The sequence below is a fragment of the Microbacterium sp. F1-18 genome (assembly GCF_052921305.1).
Genome location: NZ_JBREVD010000002.1, coordinates 600,192 through 615,201, shown reverse-complemented (window position 1 = coordinate 615,201; position 15,010 = coordinate 600,192). Strand labels below are relative to the sequence as shown.

The following is a 15,010-nucleotide window of genomic DNA, read 5'->3' as shown; positions in this document are numbered from 1 at the left end:
AGCACCCCCCGGCTCTGACCGGCACCGCCGCCGGGAGGGCTCATCGCAGGGCGAGCGGCAATACCGACAGTCCGACGATGAGTGGCGCGGCGATGAGCCCCCACAGGATGAAGCGCCGCCACGGGACGTCGACGCCGACCGCGTGCAAGCGTTCGTGCCAGAGCAGGGTCGCGAGCGAGGCCCACGGGGTGATGAGCGGCCCCGCGTTGACTCCGACGAGCAGTGCGCCGAGTCGCTCCGGCGTCCCCGCCGCCGACTCGAGCAGCAGGTAGGCGGGCAGGTTGTCGACGGTGTTGGCCGCAACGAGGGCGGTGCCGGCCATGCGCCACAGCTCGAGCGGTCCGCCCGGCTCGCCCGCGATGACCGAGACGACCGCTGCCGATCCGAGCGACTCGAGCGCGGCCATAGCGGTGAACAGGCCCGCCGCGAACACGAGCAGCTGCCACGGGACGAGCCGAGCCGTCAGTGCACGGGGTGACCGCCACGCGAAGAGGCCGACGAGGAGGATCGCGGCTATCGTCGCCGGGATCCACGGCTCGAGTCCGCTGACGAGGGCCGGCATGAGCGCGATGACGACGACGGATGCCGCAACCAGCTGCACCCGGTCGATCACGCGCGGCACGGGCGCGGGGTCGAAGCGGCCGACGAGCGATCGCCGGTGGATCACGAACAGCAGGGCCACTGTCGCGAGAATCGCCACCGCCGCCGACGGCCCCATGAGCGCGACGAATGCGAGCGGTCCGCCCTCGGGAAGCCGGCCGAGCGCCAGCAGGTTCGTCAGGTTCGACACCGGCAGCACGAGCGACGCCGTGTTCGCCAGCCACACGGTCGTGAAAGCGAAGGGGAGCGGCGGAAGCCCGTTCGCGCGCGCGACTGCAACGACGACGGGCGTCAGCAGCACGGCGGTGGTGTCGAGCGACAGGAATGCGGTCGCGACGACCGCGAGCGCCACCACGAGGAGCCACAGCAGCGTGGTCCGCCCGCGCGAGGCGTGCGCGAGCCACCCGGCGGCCACGTCGAACACCCCCGCCTTCGCGGCGAGTTCCGCCACGATCGTGACGGCGACGACGAAAGCCAGGATCGGGGCGACACGCTCGGCGATTCCTACGAGATCGTCCGGGGGAAGCACGCCGAAGACCACCGCACCCGCTGCCACCAGCAGCAGTGCGGCCCCGGCGATGGCGAGCTTCACGGCATCCATCATGCGCCCTCGGAGCCCACCCCGAAGCCGCTGACGCCCACGAGTAGGATCGATGCATGGAACGACGCCGGATCGGAGCCCGTGTGCTCACTCGCTTCGTCGCCGCCGGCCGAACGCTCTCGGCCTGAGCGGGCGGGACGCGGCGTGCGTCCGAAGCTGAGTAGCCTTGATCCGAGCCACCCATCTGGAGATGTTCCCTTGACTGACGTCGTTTCCCCGTCGGACGTGTCGTACCCCGCCGACGGCTTCGCCCTTTTCCCCGATCGCTCCGTCGTCGCCCTGCGCGTGAACGGCGACCTGAAAGACCTCGCGACGGTCGTGGCCGAGACGGATGCCGTCGAGCCGGTCACCGTGTCGAGCCCCGACGGCCTCGCGATCCTCCGCCATTCGACCGCGCACGTGCTGGCGCAGGCTGTCCAGCGCATCCGGCCGCAGTCGAACCTCGGCATCGGCCCGCCCATCGAGGACGGCTTCTACTACGACTTCGGCGTCGACGAGCCCTTCACTCCCGAGGACCTCAAGTCGATCAAGAAGGAGATGGAGCGGATCGTCCGCGAGAACCAGCGGTTCGTCCGCCGGGTCGTCACCGCGGACGAGGCCCGCGCCGAGCTGGCCGACGAGCCGTTCAAGCTCGAGCTCGTCGACCTCGCGGGCGGGCCCGGATCGGGCGCTGACGCAGCGGAGGGGGCTTCGGCCGAGATCGGCGCCGGTGAGCTGACGATCTACGACAACGTCACCCGCGACGGCGTGACCGCGTGGAAGGACCTGTGCCGCGGACCCCATGTGCCCGGTACCCGCATGGTCGGCAACGGCTGGGACCTGACTCGGGTGGCCGCCGCCTACTGGCGCGGAAGCGAGAAGAACCCGCAGCTGCAGCGCATCTACGGCACCGCGTGGCCCTCGAAGGACGAGCTGCGCGCGTACCAGGAGCGCCTGGCCGAGGCGGCGCGGCGCGACCACCGCAAGCTCGGCGTCGAGCTCGACCTGTTCTCGTTCCCCGATGAGATCGGGCCCGGCCTGTCGGTGTTCCACCCCAAGGGCGGCATCATCCGGTACGAGATCGAGCGCTATATGCGCGAGCAGCTGCTCGCGAACGACTACGAGGTCGTCAACACCCCGCACATCACCAAGGGCGACCTGTTCATGACGAGCGGGCATCTGCAGTGGTACGCCGACGGCATGTACCCGCCCATGAAGCTCGACGAGATCGTCGACGCCGAGGGCAACGTGACCCGGCAGGGGCAGGAGTACTACCTCAAGCCCATGAACTGCCCCTTCCACAATCTGATCTTCCGATCGCGCGGTCGCAGCTACCGTGAGCTGCCCCTGCGCCTGAGCGAGTTCGGTTCGGTCTACCGCTACGAGAAGAGCGGCACCCTCTCGGGGCTCACCCGGGTGCGGGGCATGACCCAGGACGACACCCACATCTACGTCACGCCCGACCAGGTCGAGGACGAGCTCGTCCGCAGCCTGGAGTTCGTGCTGCAGACCCTGCGCGACTACGGGCTGAACGACTTCTACCTCGAGCTGTCGACGAAGGAGGAGGGCAACCCGAAGTTCATCGGCGACGACGCCCTCTGGCAGCAGGCGACCGAGACGCTGCGCCGGGTCGCCGAGGGATCGGGGCTGGAGCTCGTTCCCGATCCCGGCGGAGCTGCGTTCTACGGACCGAAGATCTCGGTCCAGGCCCGCGATGCGATCGGCCGCACCTGGCAGATGTCGACCATCCAGCTCGACTTCAACCAGCCTGAGCGGTTCGAGCTGGAGTACACGGGTCCCGACGGCGAGAAGCACCGCCCCGTGATGATCCACCGCGCACTGTTCGGGTCGATCGAACGGTTCTTCGCGATCCTCCTCGAGCACTACGCCGGTGCGTTCCCGGTCTGGCTCGCGCCGGTACAGGTCGTGGCCATCCCCGTCGCCGACGACTACGCGCCGTACCTGCAGGAGATCGTCTCTCGTCTGCGCAAGGCCGGAGTCCGCGCCGAGCTCGATCGCTCCGACGACCGGATGCAGAAGAAGATCCGCACCCACACCACCCAGAAGGTGCCGCTGCAGCTCATCGCCGGCGAGCAGGACCGCGCCGGCGGCACGGTGTCGTTCCGCTTCCGCGACGGGTCGCAGACCAACGGTGTGCCCGTCGACCAGGCCGTGGAGCGCATCCTCGCGGCTATCGCGAACCGCACCCTGGTCGACACCGCAGAGCACCTCACCACTGCGGAGCAGCTCGCGTGACCGGTTCGTCGGACACCCCGCGCCCGGTCGAGGACGCCGCGCACCTGGCCGGGGTGCCCGACGAGTTCCAGCGACTGTGGACCCCGCACCGGATGGCGTACATCCAGGCGGGGCCCGAGCCGCTTCGCGACGAGTGCCCGTTCTGCGCGGCTCCCGGCAAGTCGGATGCCGACGGTCTCATCGTCGCGCGGGGGCGCACGGCCTACGTGCTGCTGAATCTCTTCCCGTACAACTCCGGCCACCTGCTCGTCTGCCCGTACCGGCACATTCCGACGTACGACCTCGCGACGCCCGAGGAGGTGGCCGAGATCGGCGAGCTGACCCAAACAGCGATGCGCGTCCTGCGCGAGGTGTCGCGGTGCGACGGCTTCAACCTCGGGATGAACCAGGGTGCGGTCGCGGGTGCGGGTGTCGACGGGCACCTTCACCAGCACGTCGTGCCCCGGTGGGCGACCGACGCCAACTTCTTCCCGATCATCGCGAGGACGAAGGCGCTGCCGCAGCTGCTCGGCGAGGTTCGAGAGGCCGTCGCGACCGCCTGGCCGACGGACTGACAGCTCGTACCGAGATCTGCCCCGAGAGCGCAAGCCCCGGCGCGGGATGACGCGCTGCCGATAGCCTGACGGCTCACCGAGGAGGCTCCATGTCGATCAACGCTCGTCCGCGCGCCGTCATTCTGGCTGTGTCGGCCCTGGTCGGGGCGATCGCCCTGGCCGGCTGCACCCCCGCAGCCGATGACGCCTCTTCAGGTCCCGGGCCGACTCCCACGGTCTCGGCGTCGGGGTCGAGCGCTGCCGAGACGCCTGGCGCCGGCGATGATGCGACGGTGGGCGGCGACGTCCTCGCCGAGCGCGACGCCTTCATCGACGCCCAGCAACAGCCGGTGGGGCAGCCCACCCTGACAGCGAAGACACCGGCCCAGCAGGAGCTCGTCGCACAGCAGCGCGCGCATCTCGAAGCCAACGGCGGACAGTGGTCGGAACAGGCCGAGACCGTGACCCTCGCCCTGGGGCTCGACGCGTGCGAGACGTCGATCCTCAACGGTCACGAGATCGACGTGTCCTCGTTCCGCACGCACGTCGTGACGTCGCCGCTCATCCAGAGCCTCGCCGTCGACGACGCGTCCCGCGAGGGCGCCGTGAGCATCATGGTGTTCGGTACGCGATTCCTCTGCCCCGACGACGCTTCGCAGTGGGAGCAGGCATGGACCGAGGCCGGGGGAGACTACTGAGCCCGCTCAGCGCACCTGCTCGACGGTGAACTGCATGCGCGGGTGAGCGTACGCCTCCTGGCTCTCGACGAGCTGGAGCTCGCGCTCGCCCGACTCATGCGTGCGCGTGAGCAGGTCGAAGACGCTCGAGGTGGTGCGCGCGAGCGCCTCGGCCGCCGAGCCGGTGCTGCGGTAGTGGGCGGTGAACAGGGCGGCGGTGACGTCGCCGGAGCCGTTCGCCTTCATGGGGATGTGGGGCGTGCGGACGATCCAGGCTCCGGTGTCATCGGCCGCGAGCATCTCGATCGTGCCCTCGGTGCGTTCCGGGCGCTCCACGCTCGTGACGAGCACCGTGCGCGGTCCCATCGCGCGGGCGGCGTCGACGGAGGCGAGCGTCGAGTCGAGGTCGCTCGGGTCGGTCTCGGTCAGGAAACCGAGCTCGAACTGGTTCGGTGTGATGATGTCGGCCGCCGGCACGACGCGCTCGCGCAGCAGCACGGGGATGGCCGGCGCCACGAAGCACCCCGACTTCGCGTTGCCCATGACGGGGTCGCACGCGTAGACGGCATCCGGGTTCGCCGCCTTGACGCGCGCGACGGTGTCGAGGATGACATCGGCGATGCCCTCGCCGCCCTGGTAGCCCGAGAGGACGACGTCGATCTGCGGAAAAGCCCCGCGATCCTCGACGCCCGCGATGACGGCCCGGACGTCGTCGGGGCTGATCATCGGGCCGCCCCAGGCGCCGTAGCCGGTGTGGTTGGAGAAGTTCACCGTGTAGACCGGCATCACCTCCACGCCGATGCGCTGCAGGGGGAACACCGCCGCGGAGTTGCCGACGTGTCCGTATGCGACGGCCGACTGGATCGAGAGCACCTTCATGGGGTCATGCCTTTCGAGAGGGGAGGGCGGATGCGACGAGGTCCTGCACGAGGAGCGCGGCGTCGGCGTCGTTCAGATCGTGGACGGTGAGGCGCAGGTGGCGCGACGGCGCGTCGTCGGACAGCCGGAACTCGTCGCCGGTGCGGGCGAGCCACCCCCGACGCATGAGTGCGTCGGCGACGGAGCGGGCGGTACCGGGCACTTCGACCCAGAGGCTGAGCCCGTCACCCGGTGCACACGGCAGCCCTGAGCGTGTGAGCTCGGCGGCGAAGGTGGAGTTGCGGTCGGCGTAGTGCGCGCGTGCCGCCGCAATAGTGGCCACTGCGGTCGCATCGGACACGAGGGCATGGGTGAGGCGCTGCAGCAGGTGGCTGACCCAGGTGGTGCCCGAGCCGAGACGGAGTGCCAGACGCTCGGCCGTCGTGGGATCGGATGCCGTCACCGCGAGGCACATGTCGGGCCCGAGGAATTTCGACACCGAGCGCACGCGAGCCCACCGCTCGTGGCGCTCGCCGATGATCGAACGGTAGGGCTGGGTCGACAGGAGCGAGAAGTGGTCGTCTTCGATCACGAGGACATACGGGTGGTCGCTCAGGACCTCGCGCAGGGCTGCGGCGCGTTCGGCCGACAGGCTCGACCCCGTGGGGTTCTGCGCCCGCGGGGTGATGACGACGGCCCGAGCACCCGCGTGGAGCGCTGCTCGCAGCCCGTCGACCGTCATCCCCTCGTCATCGACGGGAACCGGGATCGCCCGGTAGCCCGCAAGCCGGACCGTGTGGATGCTCGCGAGGAAGCACGGGTCTTCGAGGGCGACGGCGTCGTCGCGGGTGAGCGCCTGCGCGAGAAGCCGTTCGACGGCGTCGACGGCACCACCGGTGACGGTGAGGTGGATGTCGGCCTCGGCCGGTGAGTCGGCGGCGAACCACCGTTTCGCCCAGGCCGCGAGACCCTCGTCGATGACCGGCTCGCCGTACAGGACGGGGCGGCCGGCGACCCGGCCGAGCACCCGGCTCGGGTCGGGGATGAGTGCGGGGTCCGGGTTGCCCGACCCGACGTCGCGCAGCACCGTGTCGGCGGCGACGCCCTCGGCGGCGACGGGGGAGACCTCGGTGATGCGCGTTCCGCCGCGGCCGCGGGCCACGACGACCCCGGCCTGAGCGAGCAGGCGGTAGGCGGCGACGACGGTGTTGCGGTTCACGCCGAGCTGTTCGGCGAGCGTGCGTACGGGCGGCAGGGCGTCATCGGAGCGCAGGGCGCCGCGCTCGAGCAGCATCCGGACACTGTCGGCGATCTCGCCCGCCGTGCGTCCGGTGATCGTGTCGCGGGAAGTCATCGAGACGATCTTATGTCGGATGCCATGCTACTTTTTGGCCTAGGCCGAAGATCAATCATCAGGAAGCGGCCGGATCGGAGCTCCATCGTGTCTAACGACCAGACCGTCACCGGATCCGCGCGCGTCAAGCGCGGCCTCGCCGAGATGCTCAAGGGTGGTGTGATCATGGATGTCGTCACGGCCGATCAGGCGCGCATCGCCGAGGATGCCGGCGCGGTCGCCGTCATGGCGCTCGAGCGCGTTCCCGCCGACATCCGCGCTCAGGGCGGCGTCGCGCGCATGAGCGACCCCGATCTGATCGACGAGATCATCGCGTCGGTGTCGATCCCCGTGATGGCGAAGGCCCGCATCGGGCACTTCGTCGAAGCGCGCGTGCTGCAGGAGCTGGGGGTGGACTACATCGACGAGTCCGAGGTGCTGTCGCCCGCGGACTACGCGCACCACATCGACAAGTGGGGCTTCACCGTCCCGTTCGTCTGCGGTGCCACCAACCTCGGCGAGGCGCTGCGCCGCATCACCGAGGGCGCCGCCATGATCCGCTCAAAGGGTGAGGCCGGCACGGGCGACGTCTCGGAGGCGACGCGTCACATCCGCACGATCACCGCCGAGATCCGTGCCTTGCAAGCCAAGAGCCCCGACGAGCTGTACGTCGCGGCCAAGGAGCTCCAGGCGCCGTACGACCTCGTCGCCGAGGTGGCCGACACCGGCGCGCTGCCCGTCGTCCTCTTCACCGCGGGCGGCGTCGCCACACCCGCCGACGCGGCGATGATGATGCAGCTCGGTGCCGACGGCGTCTTCGTCGGTTCGGGGATCTTCAAGTCGGGCGACCCGGCTCGCCGCGCGGCAGCCATCGTCAAGGCGACCACCTTCCACGACGACGCCGCCATCGTCGCCGAGGCATCGCGCGGCCTGGGCGAGGCGATGGTCGGCATCAACGTCTCGGACCTCCCCGCCCCGCACCGGCTCGCAGACCGCGGCTGGTGAGCCGGTGAGCGAGGGGCTGCCGCCGCGCGTCGGCGTCCTGGCGTTGCAGGGGGACGTGCGCGAGCACGTGCGCATGCTCCGCGAGCTCGGTGCGACGGCATCCCTCGTCCGGCGGCCGGGCGACCTCGAGGGGGTAGACGGTCTCGTCCTGCCGGGCGGCGAATCCAGCGTCATCGACAAGCTCGCCCGCGCGTTCGGGATGCAGCAGCCCATCCGTGACGCGATCGCGGCCGGAATGCCCGTCTACGGCACGTGCGCCGGGATGATCCTGCTCGCCGATCGGCTCGACGGAGCCATCGCGGGCCAGGAGACGTTCGGGGGTCTCGACGTCACGGTGCGGCGCAACGCCTTCGGCGGCCAGGCCGAGTCGTTCGAGACGGCGCTCGCCGTCGCCGGTGACGACGACGGATGGGACGTTCCGGTCGAGGCGGCCTTCATCCGTGCGCCGCTCATCGTCGAGGCGGGGGCAGGGGTCAGAGTCCTCGCGACGCTGCCTGATGGCGGGGTCGTCGCCGTCGAGCAGGGGCGCCTGCTCGCGACCGCGTTCCATCCGGAGGTCTCGGGTGAGCGCCGATTCCATGAGAGGTTCCTCGCGCACGTCCGTGAGGCGCGCGCATCCGCCCGGTAAGATCGAGCGCATGTCCGGTCACTCCAAATGGGCCACGACCAAGCACAAGAAAGCCGTCGTCGACGCGCGCCGTGCCAAGTCGTGGGCCAAGCTCATCAAGAACATCGAGGTCGCAGCCAAGCTCGGCGGCCCCGATCTGCAGGGCAACCCCACGCTCTTCGACGCCGTCCTGAAGGCCAAGAAGACCTCGGTCCCCAAAGACAACATCGATCGCGCGATCAAGCGCGGCGCGGGTATCGGCGGCGAGGCCGTCGAGTACTCCTCGATCATGTACGAGGGGTACGGGCCCAACGGCGTGGCGTTCCTCATCGAGTGTCTGACCGACAACAAGAACCGGGCGGCGGCCGAGGTGCGCACCGCCCTCAGCCGCAACGGCGGCACGCTCGCCGACCCGGGCAGCGTCGCCTACAACTTCAGCCGCAAGGGTGTCATCGTGGTCCCCTCCGAGGGCACCACCGAAGACGACGTCATGCTCGCGGTGCTCGAGGCTGGAGCCGAAGAGGTCGAGCCGCACGGCGACGGGTTCGGCGTCATCACCGAGGCCTCCGACCTCGTGTCGGTGCGCACCGCTCTGCAGGACGCCGGCATCGAGTACGACTCGGCCGACGTCGAGTTCGTCCCCTCGCTCAAGGTGGAGGTCGACGCCGACACCGCCCGCAAGGTGTTCCGTCTCATCGACGCCCTCGAAGACAGCGACGACGTGCAGAACGTCTACACGAACTTCGACCTCACGCCCGAGGTACAGGCCGAACTCGAGAACGACGACGAGTAAAAGGCCCGGCATCCGTCGCAGTTCCCGGTGTCGAGCGCAGTTTCTTCTGCGCCGGATGCCGGGAACTGCGCGTTTCGCGGGTTGTCGGCGCGCTGCCCGGCCGCGGCGGACGTAGCGTGGGGGAGTGACTTCTCTGCGCGTCCTCGGTGTCGATCCCGGGCTCACCCGATGCGGTGTCGGCGTCGTCGACGTCGCCCGCGATCGATCCGCCGCGCTCGTGCATGTCGGGGTCGTGCGCTCGGCCGTCGACCTGCCGATCGAACGCCGACTCGCCACGATCGCCGCGGGACTGCGTGAGGTGATCGCCGAGCACCGGCCCCACGTCGTCGCCGTCGAGCGCGTCTTCGCCCAGCACAACCGGACCAGCGTGATGGGCACGGCGCAGGCGAGCGGCATAGCGCTGCTCGTCGCTGCCGAGAGCGGCCTCGACGCCGCGACTCATACGCCCTCCGAGGTCAAGGCGGCGATCACCGGCTACGGTTCCGCGGAGAAGCTTCAGGTGCAGACGATGGTCGCCCGAGTGCTGCGGCTCGACTCCCTCCCGCAGCCCGCGGATGCCGCTGACGCTCTCGCGCTCGCGATCTGCCATGCCTGGCGCCGCGGGCCGGCCGGTCCCGCGACCGCCTCGGGGGGCGCTGCACTCACCCCGGCCCAGCGCGCCTGGGCCGACGCCGAGCGCCTCTCGCGGCGCTGACGCGCCCGCCCGCAGCGCCGCGCGGCGCGCGGTGCGTGTCGCTCGAACATACCTGCGAAGCGACGCCTAGGCTCGGATCATGATCTCCTCCCTGCGCGGCAGCGTGCTGCACCTCGAGTCCGACAGCGTCGTCATCGACGTCGGCGGGGTCGGGTTCTCGGTCGCCGTGACTCCCGACATCCCGCGTTCGTTCCACGTCGGCGACGAGATCGTGCTCCACACGAACCTGGTCGTCCGCGAAGACGCCCTGTCGCTGTTCGGGTTCGAGACGCGCGAGCAGCTCGGAGTCTTCCTCCTGCTCATCGGAGTGACCGGCGTGGGGCCGAAGTCCGCGCTGGGAGTGTTGTCCGCCCTGAGCGTCGCCCAGATCGCCGATGCCGTCACCGCCGAGGACGACGCACCGTTCCGCCGGGTGTCGGGGATCGGCCCCAAGACCGCGAAGCTCATCGTCGTGCAGCTCGCGGGCAAGCTCCAGGCGGCTCCCTCCGGCCCGGCGGCGTCCGTCGCAACTCGGGCCGGAACGCTGACCGCACAGGTCGTCGCGGCGCTCGTGGCCCTCGGCTGGAGCGAGCGGGTCGCGGTGGAGGCTGTCGCACAGGTCACCGCGGACGCCGCCGCCCCGGCGACGGTGCCCGCCCTGCTCAAGCTCGCGCTGGCGCAGCTCGGCCCCGCACGCCCGGAGCAGACCGGTGTCTGACGCGCACGAGCTGGCCGCCGACGAGACGGAGCTCGCCGTCGAGGGAGCCCTCCGCCCCACCTCACTGGCCGAGTTCGTCGGGCAGCAGAAGGTTCGCGGACAGCTCGAGCTGCTGCTGCAGGCGGCGGGGATGCAGGATCGCCCCGCCGACCACATCCTGCTGTCGGGGCCGCCTGGGCTCGGCAAGACGACGCTGGCGATGATCGTCGCGCACGAGAGCGGCCGGCCGCTGCGGATGTCGAGCGGCCCCGCCATCCAGCACGCGGGCGACCTCGCGGCGCTGCTGTCGAGTCTCGTACCCGGTGAGGTGCTCTTCATCGACGAGATCCACCGCATGGCGCGCTCCGCCGAGGAGATGCTCTATCTCGCGATGGAGGACTTCCGCATCGACATCATGGTCGGCAAGGGCGCCGGCGCGACCAGCATCCCGCTCGAACTCGCCCCCTTCACCCTCGTGGGTGCGACGACCCGTTCCGGGCTGCTGCCGAATCCGCTTCGCGATCGCTTCGGCTTCACGGCGCACATGGAGTACTACGAGCCGGAGGAACTCGAACGTGTGATCCAGCGGTCCGCGAGCGTCCTCGCCGTCGACATCCCACCGGTGGCGCGAGCCGAGATCGCTCGTCGTTCGCGCGGTACGCCGCGTATCGCGAACCGGCTGCTGCGCCGCGTCCGCGACTTCGTCATCGTCCACGGCGACGCGGGCGCGGGGGCGACCGAGGCGGATGTCGCCGCGGCCCTCGAGCTCTACGACGTCGATCCGATCGGCCTCGACCGCCTCGACCGCGCCGTCCTCGACGCTCTCGTCCGTCGTTTCGGGGGCGGGCCTGTGGGGCTCAACACCCTCGCAGTGACGGTCGGCGAGGAAGCGGAGACGATCGAATCGGTCGTCGAGCCGTACCTCGTGCGCATCGGATTCGTGGGGCGGTCGCCTCGGGGTCGGGTGGCGATGCCCTCGGCGTACCGTCACCTCGGTATCACCCGTGCCGACGGGGCGCTCGAGATCGATGACCTATAATCGCTGAAGGCTTCTCGCCGACGAATCCCGAGGGTGCGCATTCTTCGCGTGCCTCCCCGTGAAAGGTGCTCCCACCTCCATGCTCTTCTTCGCCACCACCCCGGCCGACGCTCCTCCCGCGAACCCGGCGGTGCAGTTCTTCGCCGAGTACGGTCTGCTGATCATCCTCGCGCTGCTCATCGTCTTCATGTTCTGGAGCCAGCGCCGTCGCGCGCAGCGGATGAAGGCGGAACAGGCCGAGAAGTCCCGGCAGCTGCTGCCCGGCGCGAAGGTCCTCCTCCAGGGAGGCTTCTACGGCACCATCGTCGAGTACGACGGCGACGACCTCTCGAAGTCGGCCCGCGTCGAGCTCGCTCCCGGCGTCGAGGTCGAGGTCCACAGCCAGGCGATCCTGCGCGTCGTCGACCCGGCCGAGGGCTCGCTCACAGAGGACGAGTACATCGAGGCCGAAGAGCACCACGACGAGTACGTCGCCGATGTCGAGCAGGGACTGATCTCCTCGGTCAGCGACGACGCTGCGCGCAACCGCGCCGACGCCGCCGCCGAGGGCGCGGCCGACCGCGACGACAAGCCCCGCGCCTGAACCGCCGCTGACCCGGCGCACGCTCGACGAAAGCTGACCTCCCCGTGGCGACTTCCACACCTGTGCGCCGTGCCTGGCGCGCGCTGACTGGACTCGTGGTCCTGACAGCGCTCCTATTCGGTATCAACGCGCTCGGCGTCTACGTGTTCAAGGCGAGCTCGTGGGCTCCCGAGCTCGCGCTCGACCTCCAGGGCGGCACGCAGATCATCCTGGAGGCGCAGTCCGACGGGGCGACGCCCTCGAGCGAGCAGATGCAGCAGGCGGCGTCCATCATCCGACAGCGCGTCGACGCGTCCGGCCTGGTCGAGGCCGACATCGCCACGCAGGCCGGCAACCAGATCGTCGTGCAGCTGCCGGGCGAAGTCGATGACGAGACCCGTGAGCGCATCGACGCCTCGGCCCAGCTCCAGTTGCGCGCGGTGCTCTACACGGGCTCGCCGGCGACCAGCTTCGTCGGCGACGACGGCAACGAGACGCCCTACCCGGCGCCGGATCCCAACCTCCCCGCGACCCCGTCGACGGCGCCGTCCAACGGCAGCGACCCGGCCTGGATCACCGAGGCGCTGCAGGCGCAGTTCCTCGCCTACGACTGCGCGAACCCGGCGAACGACCCCGCCGACGCGCCGGCCGATCAGCCGTTGATCACGTGCGACCGCACCGGGACCGCGAAGTACATCCTCGGTCCGGTCGAGCTCGATGGCTCGTCGATCGACAACGCCACGAACGGTCTCGAGCAGAGCACCGGCCGCTGGGCGGTGAACATCACGTTCGACCAGCAGGGCACCGAGACGTTCGGCAAGATCAGCCAGCGCCTCTACGGACAGCAGTCGCCGCTCAACCAGTTCGCCTTCGTCCTCGACGGTGCCGTCCTCTCGGCCCCCTCGATGGATGCCGTCATCCTCACCGGCAAGCCGTCGATCACGGGCACGTTCGATCAGGACAGCTCGAAGGTGCTCGCCGACCAGCTGAAGTTCGGCGCGCTGCCGCTCAGCTTCGAGGTGCAGAGCACCAACACGATCTCGGCCACGCTCGGATCGCAGCAGCTGCAGATCGGGCTCATCGCAGGTCTGATCGGCCTCGCGCTCGTCGCGGTCTACTCGCTCGTGGTCTATCGTGCGCTCGGAACGGTCATCATCGCGTCGCTGATGGTCATGGGCGTCCTCACCTACGTGGCGCTGACCATCCTCGCCTGGCGCATGGGCTTCCGTCTGTCGCTCGCCGGTGTGGCCGGCCTCATCGTGACGATCGGCTTCACAGCCGATTCGTTCATCGTGTACTTCGAGCGCATCAGAGACGAGCTGCGCGACGGCAAGTCGATCACGAGCGCCGTCGAGGATGGCTGGTCCCGCGCCAAGCGCACGATCTTCATCTCGAAGTCGATCAACATCCTCGCCGCGGTCGTGCTGTACATCCTGGCCGACTCGACGGTGAAGGGTTTCGCGTTCACCCTCGGGCTGACGACCGCCATCGACATCCTGATCTTCATCCTCTTCACCCACCCCGTGCTGCAGCTGCTCGTGCGCACACGGTTCTTCGGATCGGGGCACAAGCTGTCGGGTCTCGACCCCGACGCTCTGGGCGCCGTCTACCGCGGGCGCGCGCAGTTCCGTGCGCCGGTGGCCGCGGGGGCCAAGACCTCCGCGGAGCGCCGTGCGGCGAAGTCGCGGGGTGAGGCCGAACGGCGACAGACGATCGCGGAACGCAAGCGTGCCGAGCAGGCCGCGGGCGAGCAGCGCGACGCGACGGGGGACAAGCACTGATGCGTTTCTTCAACCGGTTCGGCAACGACCTCTACACGGGGAAGATCTCGTTCCCCTTCGTCGCCCGGCGCACACTGTGGTTCATCATCGCGGCGGCGCTCGTGCTCGCCTCGGTGCTGGTGCTCGTGGTGCGGCCCCCGCAGTTCTCGATCGAGTTCACGGGCGGGTCGCAGTTCACGGTGACGAACGTGTCGAACACCGATCAGCTGCTCGCGACCGACGCGGTGCAGGAGGTCGTGCCCGGAGCGACCACCAAGGTCACGACGATCGGCGAGGATGCCGTGCGTGTGCAGACCGATCAGATGTCGGACACCGAGACCCGTGACGTCACGGCGCGACTCGCTCAGGCATACGAGGTTCCCGCCGCGGAGGTGAGCTCGTCGTTCATCGGACCGAGCTGGGGCCAGGACGTCACCCGTCAGTCGCTCTGGGGTCTGGCGATCTTCCTCGCCCTGACATTCCTCATCCTCGCCCTGTACTTCCGCACCTGGAAGATGTCCGTCGCGGCGATCATCGGACTCGTCGACGTGCTCGTGGTGACCGTGGGGGTGTACTCGCTCTTCGGGTTCGAGATCTCTCCCGCGGCCGTCATCGGCTTCCTGACGATCCTGTCGTACTCGCTGTACGACACCACGGTCGTCTTCGACAAGGTCCGCGAGAACACCTTCGAGGACGGGGAGAAGTCGGGCAGGACGTTCGGCGAGTCGGTCAACCTGGCTGCCAACCAGACGCTCGTGCGATCGATCAACACCACGATCGTCGCTGCGCTGCCGACTGGTGCGATCCTCTTCATCGGTGCCCTGTGGCTGGGTGCTCAGACGCTCACCGACATCTCGCTGTCGATCTTCGTGGGCACCCTGGTCGCCGCGTACTCGACGCTGTTCGTCGCCGTGCCCCTGTTCGCGCTCCTGCGCGAGAACGAGCCCGGCATCAAGGCGAACGACACCCGGGTGCTCGAGTCTCGTGAACGCGCATCGGTCGAGGCCTGAGCGCCGCCAGGGCGCGTAGAATCGATG

15 protein-coding genes are annotated in these 15,010 nt (G+C 69.6%); 12 read left to right on the top strand and 3 right to left on the bottom strand.

The features are described from left to right. Positions 1-40 precede the first annotated feature (40 nt). A complete protein-coding gene (locus ACU6RU_RS07160; RefSeq protein WP_446726316.1) occupies positions 41-1,201 on the bottom strand; it encodes an SLC13 family permease in 1,161 nt (386 codons plus the stop codon). Positions 1,202-1,399: 198 nt separating this feature from the next. Here ACU6RU_RS07160 and thrS point away from each other — a divergent pair, with 198 nt between their 5' ends. The 3 genes from thrS (at position 1,400) to ACU6RU_RS07145 (ending at position 4,667) form a co-directional block, all read left to right on the top strand. Further along, a complete protein-coding gene (gene thrS, locus ACU6RU_RS07155) occupies positions 1,400-3,436 on the top strand; it encodes a threonine--tRNA ligase (RefSeq protein WP_120262840.1) in 2,037 nt (678 codons plus the stop codon). After that, complete coding sequence (locus ACU6RU_RS07150; RefSeq protein WP_183045270.1) at positions 3,433-3,990, top strand: HIT family protein; 558 nt, start codon at positions 3,433-3,435, stop codon at positions 3,988-3,990. The genes thrS and ACU6RU_RS07150 overlap by 4 nt, the downstream gene beginning before the upstream one ends. A gap of 89 nt (positions 3,991-4,079) precedes the next feature. Beyond that, positions 4,080-4,667: a hypothetical protein gene (locus ACU6RU_RS07145; RefSeq protein ID WP_446726207.1), complete on the top strand. Its 588-nt coding sequence runs from the start codon at positions 4,080-4,082 to the stop codon at positions 4,665-4,667. Positions 4,668-4,673: 6 nt separating this feature from the next. Here the strand turns inward: ACU6RU_RS07145 and pdxY are convergent, their stop codons facing one another. Both pdxY and ACU6RU_RS07135 read right to left on the bottom strand, forming a co-directional pair. Beyond that, complete coding sequence (gene pdxY, locus ACU6RU_RS07140) at positions 4,674-5,525, bottom strand: pyridoxal kinase PdxY (protein ID WP_446726206.1); 852 nt, start codon at positions 5,523-5,525, stop codon at positions 4,674-4,676. A 4-nt stretch (positions 5,526-5,529) separates the two neighbouring features. After that, positions 5,530-6,858, bottom strand: a complete 1,329-nt coding sequence (locus tag ACU6RU_RS07135) for an aminotransferase class I/II-fold pyridoxal phosphate-dependent enzyme (protein ID WP_446726205.1) — start codon at positions 6,856-6,858, stop codon at positions 5,530-5,532. Positions 6,859-6,945: 87 nt separating this feature from the next. Between ACU6RU_RS07135 and pdxS the strand changes: the two genes are divergently transcribed. From pdxS to secF, 9 genes are all read left to right on the top strand, one after another. Continuing rightward, positions 6,946-7,842 (top strand): pyridoxal 5'-phosphate synthase lyase subunit PdxS, encoded by an 897-nt coding sequence (pdxS, locus tag ACU6RU_RS07130; RefSeq protein WP_396652147.1) that lies wholly within the window; start codon positions 6,946-6,948, stop codon positions 7,840-7,842. Between the two features lie 4 nt (positions 7,843-7,846). Next, complete coding sequence (gene pdxT, locus ACU6RU_RS07125; RefSeq protein ID WP_446726204.1) at positions 7,847-8,470, top strand: pyridoxal 5'-phosphate synthase glutaminase subunit PdxT; 624 nt, start codon at positions 7,847-7,849, stop codon at positions 8,468-8,470. Positions 8,471-8,480: 10 nt separating this feature from the next. Continuing rightward, on the top strand, positions 8,481-9,242 hold the full coding sequence (locus ACU6RU_RS07120; protein ID WP_094261779.1) for a YebC/PmpR family DNA-binding transcriptional regulator: 762 nt from the start codon (positions 8,481-8,483) through the stop codon (positions 9,240-9,242). A 124-nt stretch (positions 9,243-9,366) separates the two neighbouring features. Continuing rightward, entirely contained in the window at positions 9,367-9,936 is a 570-nt protein-coding gene (ruvC, locus tag ACU6RU_RS07115; RefSeq protein ID WP_289331301.1) for a crossover junction endodeoxyribonuclease RuvC, read from the top strand. Between the two features lie 79 nt (positions 9,937-10,015). After that, a complete protein-coding gene (gene ruvA / locus ACU6RU_RS07110; protein WP_120262834.1) occupies positions 10,016-10,633 on the top strand; it encodes a Holliday junction branch migration protein RuvA in 618 nt (205 codons plus the stop codon). Further along, entirely contained in the window at positions 10,626-11,651 is a 1,026-nt protein-coding gene (gene ruvB, locus ACU6RU_RS07105; RefSeq protein ID WP_120262833.1) for a Holliday junction branch migration DNA helicase RuvB, read from the top strand. Before ruvA ends, ruvB begins: the two co-directional genes overlap by 8 nt. Before the next feature lie 79 nt (positions 11,652-11,730). Beyond that, positions 11,731-12,234, top strand: a complete 504-nt coding sequence (locus ACU6RU_RS07100; protein ID WP_289331303.1) for a preprotein translocase subunit YajC — start codon at positions 11,731-11,733, stop codon at positions 12,232-12,234. A gap of 44 nt (positions 12,235-12,278) precedes the next feature. Then, positions 12,279-13,994, top strand: coding sequence for a protein translocase subunit SecD (secD, locus tag ACU6RU_RS07095; protein WP_120262831.1), 1,716 nt, complete (start codon positions 12,279-12,281; stop codon positions 13,992-13,994). Further along, positions 13,994-14,983 carry a protein translocase subunit SecF gene (gene secF, locus ACU6RU_RS07090; RefSeq protein WP_120262830.1) on the top strand — a complete coding sequence of 330 codons (990 nt, stop codon included), beginning with the start codon at positions 13,994-13,996 and terminating at the stop codon, positions 14,981-14,983. The genes secD and secF overlap by 1 nt, the downstream gene beginning before the upstream one ends. Positions 14,984-15,010 lie beyond the last annotated feature (27 nt).

Bases quoted from the DNA above. Each gene is read 5' to 3' on its own strand.
- ACU6RU_RS07160 (WP_446726316.1), bottom strand. From the start codon at position 1,201: ATGGATGCCGTGAAGCTCGCCATCGCCGGGGCCGCACTGCTGCTGGTG.
- ACU6RU_RS07145 (WP_446726207.1), top strand. From the start codon at position 4,080: ATGTCGATCAACGCTCGTCCGCGCGCCGTCATTCTGGCTGTGTCGGCC.
- pdxY (WP_446726206.1), bottom strand. From the start codon at position 5,525: ATGAAGGTGCTCTCGATCCAGTCGGCCGTCGCATACGGACACGTCGGC.
- ACU6RU_RS07135 (WP_446726205.1), bottom strand. From the start codon at position 6,858: ATGACTTCCCGCGACACGATCACCGGACGCACGGCGGGCGAGATCGCC.
- ACU6RU_RS07120 (WP_094261779.1), top strand. From the start codon at position 8,481: ATGTCCGGTCACTCCAAATGGGCCACGACCAAGCACAAGAAAGCCGTC.
- ruvA (WP_120262834.1), top strand. From the start codon at position 10,016: ATGATCTCCTCCCTGCGCGGCAGCGTGCTGCACCTCGAGTCCGACAGC.
- ACU6RU_RS07100 (WP_289331303.1), top strand. From the start codon at position 11,731: ATGCTCTTCTTCGCCACCACCCCGGCCGACGCTCCTCCCGCGAACCCG.
- secF (WP_120262830.1), top strand. From the start codon at position 13,994: ATGCGTTTCTTCAACCGGTTCGGCAACGACCTCTACACGGGGAAGATC.